Source organism: Acetobacter sp. DmW_125128 (assembly GCF_008704325.1).
In the GTDB taxonomy this organism is placed as follows: Bacteria; Pseudomonadota; Alphaproteobacteria; order Acetobacterales; family Acetobacteraceae; genus Acetobacter; species Acetobacter oryzifermentans.
Window position 1 is genome coordinate 1 of sequence record NZ_VHOP01000048.1, and the last position, 5,379, is coordinate 5,379.

The window sequence follows — 5,379 nt, forward strand, 5'->3', positions numbered from 1 at the left end:
TGTGCCAGAGGCGGCCAGAGGGAAAAGTGACCCACCATTCCGACCGCGGCTGTCAATATGTGTCCATTCGCTACACGCAAAGACTGACTGAAGCAGGTCTCGTTGCCTCTGTCGGAAATGTTGGGGATTCCTATGATAACGCCCTGGCTGAGACCATAAATGAGCTCTACAAAACTGAACTTATCTATCAGCAGGGGCTATGGAAAAATAGGGACGCTGTTGAACTGGCCACACTCAAATGGATGGATTGGTTCAATAATCGCCGCATTCTGTCATCCATGGGAAATATCCCGCCAGCAGAAGCTAAGACTTGTTTTTATGCTTAGCAGAAATTACATGCTTTAGCCGCTTAGTTCAGATAAAAAACGTCTCTACAAAACCCGAGACAATTCAGTGTGGACGTCTTCCCGTTGACACTAGTGACTGTGTCAGCCGCTCTTGAGGGGCTTGGTAAGCGGGGACAAAACATTATTCCCGTGTTCATTTCAGTTGATCCCGAACGTGATACCCCTGAAGTTTTAGAGGAGTATATTGAACGTTTTTCCCCGCGCATTGTTGGTTTGATAGGATCGGAACCTCAGCTTCAGCCTCGTTTTGAGGGAGTTTCATGTCTCAGTACGGCGTCATGCTCCCAATGCTTCAGACTATCTCGTTGATCATAGTTCGCTTCTTTACCTCATGCATGGACAAAATCATCTGGTTGGCATGATCCTCGTTGATGCTAGTGCCCATCAGATTGCAAGCGAGCTCAGATGACTTTTACCATCCTCCTGATGTCAGGTTTGACCTCATCTCGCAAACATCCGGTTTGCGAGAGTCAGAACAAGTAATGCGGCCCCCAGTTCTGGTAGAAGCAGCCCCAGAATGACAAGGGTCATAATACCGACAATTCCATATCTCTGAGAAGGCATGGCGGGCGGAACCCCCAAGGTTCCCACAGGTTTACGTTTAAGCCACAACACTGTTGCTGCACTGCTCATCATCAGTAAACCAGTTGCCACTAAAAAATTGATAGCCTGATTCATCTTTCCAAAAAGCTGGCCTTCATGCGCCGCAACGCCGTAGCCAATGATCCGATCGATAAGGCCTTTCTGGGCGAAAGTTATATGTGCCTGCACATGGCCATCTGGTGTTACCGTCACACTTTCTCGCAAAGGTCGGTTTTGCGTGTCGGAACGTACAGTCCACATAGAACCAGATGGCGTAATGATGACCGGAGCGGGCAGGGAGAGAGTGCTCGCGGTCTGTACAACAGTATCCAGACTGCTTACCAAGTCCTCTTCAGGAAAAGAGGTGGAGACGGTTGGCATATCCATACCGGGCATATCCATGCTGCCTGTTGCAGGCTGCTTCTGTGATTGCCCGACCGGGTGCCCGGCAATGACCGTGGCGGCTGGAACCGCGCCGATTTCCCAGTCCTTGACTGAGGTCAGGCGACCAACCGTGTTTTCGACCGATTGCAGGGTATGTCCCCAGACAAAGGACCACGGTAGACCGGATACCAGAAACAGCACCAGAAACACTGATGCCCACACGCCAGTGACGGCATGGAGATCCCGCCACCGGGTTCGTCCCTTTATGCCAAGGCGTGGATAAACAACGCCTGCCAGTCCATTCTGACCGCGAGGCCACCAGAGCAGTAGGCCTGTCACAATGAGCACAATGGTCCATGATGCAACCATTTCCATAATGACAGAACCCATATTGCCCAGCAGCAACTGACCGTGCAACCGAAAAACCAGACGCTCAAATCTGTTCTCTTCCAGAACAGTTTTCAGAACAGTGTGGGTGTTCCTGTCCACATAGACCCGCACGGCCTCTCCTTCTGGTCTGCTGACCAGAATACGTGCGGCACTCTGCGAAGTCCGCGGAAGTTCATAAGCCAGGAAAGCCCCCTGCGGCACTGCTGATAAAGCAGCCTGAACGTCACGCTTGGGAGAGGGCGACTGAACTGTGAGCAGATGGTCATATCGCCAGTCAATCCAGTCATCAATCTGGGGTTTGAAGAGATAAACCGCTCCGGTCAGAGAGAGAAAAGCCACAAAAGGCAGGCAGAACAGCCCTGCGAAGAAATGCCAGCGCCAGAGCGTGCGGCGGTCTGGCCAGAGAGTGGCAATGTGTATGGTCATGGCACTATCCCTCAAAACCTGATCCGCATGCCGCCAAAATACGCACGGGGCGAACCTGCATAGATGGAGCCTGTGCTGTTCATGAGTGTCGTGGCACCGGCCTGCTGACCATTGGCTTGCAGTTTATCGCTGATGTTTGTGGCCCCTGCGATATAGGTCTGGTTGGCGACGTTCTGTACCTCGAAATACCAGTGCAAACGATGTGCCCAGCCAAACCGGGCGGGGGGATCATAATGTATTTCAAGATTAAGCAGCGCATACCCCGGCGCTTTCAGGCGATTGGCGTTATCTAGCCAGTAAGAATCACGCCACGTGACTTCCGCGTATCCGCCCAGCCCTTCCAGTAAACCGTCAGGCTGGTCATAAAGAAAGCGGGCATTAAGAAAATTGGGAATGACCCCGGGGATATAATGCCCTTTACGGCTGAAGCTGTGTGAGAGCGTGCTGTTGGAAAGAACTTCGGTATAATTGGTATAAATCTGGTTATCATAGGTGTAGCTCAGTTTAACCCGACCGCCGGGAAGCATTTTGGGCAACGGCTTCCACGCCACACCCAGAACAACACCACGATGTTCGGACGCGGGTGCGTTAAAAGTGTAGGAACCAACGGTGTTGACACCGGCAGACTGGCTGACCAGTTCGTTCTTATAAAACTCGTAAAAACCTGTTGCCTGAATGCTGATCGTCGAAGAGGGATGCCAGTCAGCGCCCAGATCAATGCCGACACTTGTCTGGCTTTTCAGTTGTGTATTGTTCCCGTATTCCCCCTGTGGCGTAATGAAAAGATTGGAAGAGGATGGGGTGCCATAGGCTGTGCCAACACGGGTATGAAGCGTCCAGTCTTTTGATGGCGTATAAATCAACGCGCCTTCTGGCGCGAGATTGAAATAGAAACGATTGGCTGTGATGGCCCGCTGGGTGTTGAGCGTTGCGGAGTAGCCATAGAGTGTTTCGGTTGCGCCAATATCGGAATATGTGCCGCCAAGCCCGGCGACAATGTGCCAGTCGGGTGCAAAATGCCAGTCTTCCTGAAAGCGCGCTCCGAGATTCCACTGGTGCCCGTAGCTTTCGGAATTCATGGCCCCTCGTGTTGCACCGCCCAGGGGCATGATGTTGTAAGTCTGTGAACCAAAATCGAGATAATCAAAATTCACGCCAGCAAATGTTTCCAACGCTCTGCCCGCAAGTTGCGCATGGTTGGTTATGTCGCTGCTTACATTATAGGAATTATAAGGACCGACATACGCCATAGGGGACGTTGGCTGGTCGATATGGCGCTGATCGTATGTAAACTGGTTTCGCCATGTTGTGTGGCTGTTGAAATCATGCTCCCAGCGCAGGCCAACCACCGTGCGCCGATCAAAGCGCCCCAACCCTGCCTCTTCAGGGCTCATGGCAACCTTCGCGCCATAGCGGCCATTGACCAACAGATTGACAGATGCGCAGCCAGTTGCTGCGCTGGACGCATTGGCGCACCCTTGCTGGTAAGGATTGGCCCGATACTGGTTGAGTGACAATCTTGCTGGCAAAAACGCATCCGTGACGTTGTTGACAAATTTCAGGATAAGACGATCAGCAGACGTCAGATTGACACGCAGCCGCACATTTTCTGTCGAGGTATTATAACGACTATTGGCAATGAAGCCGTTTCCACGCACATCGCTGCCAAAGATCATCAGATCGTAGTGTCTGTTGCCAAAGCCGAGGGTGGCATAGTTGTTGAACATCCCGAAACTGCCGAAATCGGAGCCCAGTTCCAGTCCGTGAATATCTGCTCCCTTCCGGGTGCGGAAATTGATGGCGCCGTTGATGGCATAATTACCATACAGGGTTGAGGCTGGCCCCTCGAAAACATCGACACCCTGATAGGCATGAGGGTCGATCAAGTCGGCCCGAGCTGTCCCATCGGGCTGGGTCATGGGGAAACCATCTTCCAACACCTGAATATTTTTAAGTCCCCATGATTGACGATCTCCCGACCCACGAATGGAAACGTTTGTATCGCGAGGGCCATTTCCCTGAGTGAAGCTGACGCCAGGAATGGTGACCACCATATCGGCAACACTCTGTCCAACCTGGTTCGCGAAATTACTTCGGTCGGAACTATAAGTCGTCTGGCCTGCAGGTCGAGTAAGGGCTGAAGATCGGCTTAATCCCGTTACAAGAATCTGTTCGTTTTTGACGGGAGTTTTTTTGGTTCTGGGCGTAGGAAGAACACGCTTACTCAAAGATGGACGAGGCTTCTTTGCACCGATGGCAGCGTGCGTCGTGGTGGCCGAGAAAATGGCACCAGCGATCATTGTCCCGTAAAACGGGAGTGAAAAATAAACAGTACGAAACATGTGAAGGAACCTGAAGAGACAGCACAAAAAGCTCACCTACATGATTAGGTGAGCGGCTCTTTCAATTCAGATCAGACAGGAGGTCCCTGAGGGCAGAGAGAAGTCCGTTTCGGTGTTGGCGGCCCCCGGATGGCTGTGAACATCCATGTCTGGCGAATGCCAGCAACACACAATCCTATAAAAAGACAGAAAACGATGCTTACAATAAGCAGATCCAATGCCTCGGACAGAAGAAAGCCGTCATCGTCGGGAGCGGTTGAGTGATGGTTCTGTCCGTCTGGATCAGACGATGTGTTCTGAGCATCGCAAAGAATGCTCAGCTGTGTAAAAGTTTTGAGGGGATCGTCGATCAGTGCTGTTGGGGAAGCAATTCCGCCAAATGTCAGGCGTGCAATCAGCGCAAGCAATACGAGAGGCCAGAAGGCCAGCAGGTAGGTTGAACTGTGAGTGCGAGAGAGCATGTGAAGACAATTATATCAAATTCTTTTTGCGAACTAGATAATATCAGCGCCGGAAGTGCAACGCACACATGCCGCAGATAATGTTTGCTATGCGGAGAGGGTTAGGGGCGTCCTTGGGTGTGGTTGAATTGGGTTGCTTATGCAGTTCCCGATCAGGCCGAAAGCGCCAGCGGGAAGGTGGTCGCGCCATTGCGGTAGGTGCTACCGTGGGTGGCTTGATGTTCAGTGTCGGCGGTGTGTTTGGTGTCGGTCAGTACCATTCTTCTGTTTTTAGCTTTGCTGATCGCACTTTGGGTCAAGACAAGTCCATTTTTCTCATAGGAATGCTGGCAGGAGGCAGGAAGTTACGACGTACGACGTGGCTTACTGTGATGGAGCGAAAACCTGAAGATCAATCGTCACCGGATGGCGTTCCTGTAGCGTGGTCCGATGCGTGACGGACACGAT

General features: G+C 51.8%; 5 protein-coding genes. 3 read left to right on the top strand and 2 right to left on the bottom strand.

The window, feature by feature from the left end; genetic code table 11:
• Both FKW19_RS12855 and FKW19_RS15825 read left to right on the top strand, forming a co-directional pair.
• On the top strand, nt 1-326 hold a 326-nt coding region (locus FKW19_RS12855; protein ID WP_150150587.1), incomplete at its 5' end, for an integrase core domain-containing protein.
• A gap of 99 nt (nt 327-425) precedes the next feature.
• Nucleotides 426-656, top strand: coding sequence for an SCO family protein (locus FKW19_RS15825; protein WP_238331373.1), 231 nt, complete (start codon nt 426-428; stop codon nt 654-656).
• A 132-nt stretch (nt 657-788) separates the two neighbouring features.
• Here the strand turns inward: FKW19_RS15825 and FKW19_RS12865 are convergent, their stop codons facing one another.
• Nucleotides 789-2,129, bottom strand: coding sequence for a PepSY domain-containing protein (locus FKW19_RS12865; protein WP_116100368.1), 1,341 nt, complete (start codon nt 2,127-2,129; stop codon nt 789-791).
• 11 nt (nt 2,130-2,140) lie between these two features.
• Complete coding sequence (locus FKW19_RS12870) at nt 2,141-4,471, bottom strand: TonB-dependent receptor domain-containing protein (RefSeq protein ID WP_238331374.1); 2,331 nt, start codon at nt 4,469-4,471, stop codon at nt 2,141-2,143.
• Between the two features lie 529 nt (nt 4,472-5,000).
• Here FKW19_RS12870 and FKW19_RS15540 point away from each other — a divergent pair.
• The gene (locus FKW19_RS15540) at nt 5,001-5,369 is read left to right on the top strand and encodes a hypothetical protein (protein WP_183172742.1); all 369 of its coding nucleotides are present in this window, start codon (nt 5,001-5,003) and stop codon (nt 5,367-5,369) included.
• Nucleotides 5,370-5,379: the final 10 nt, after the last annotated feature.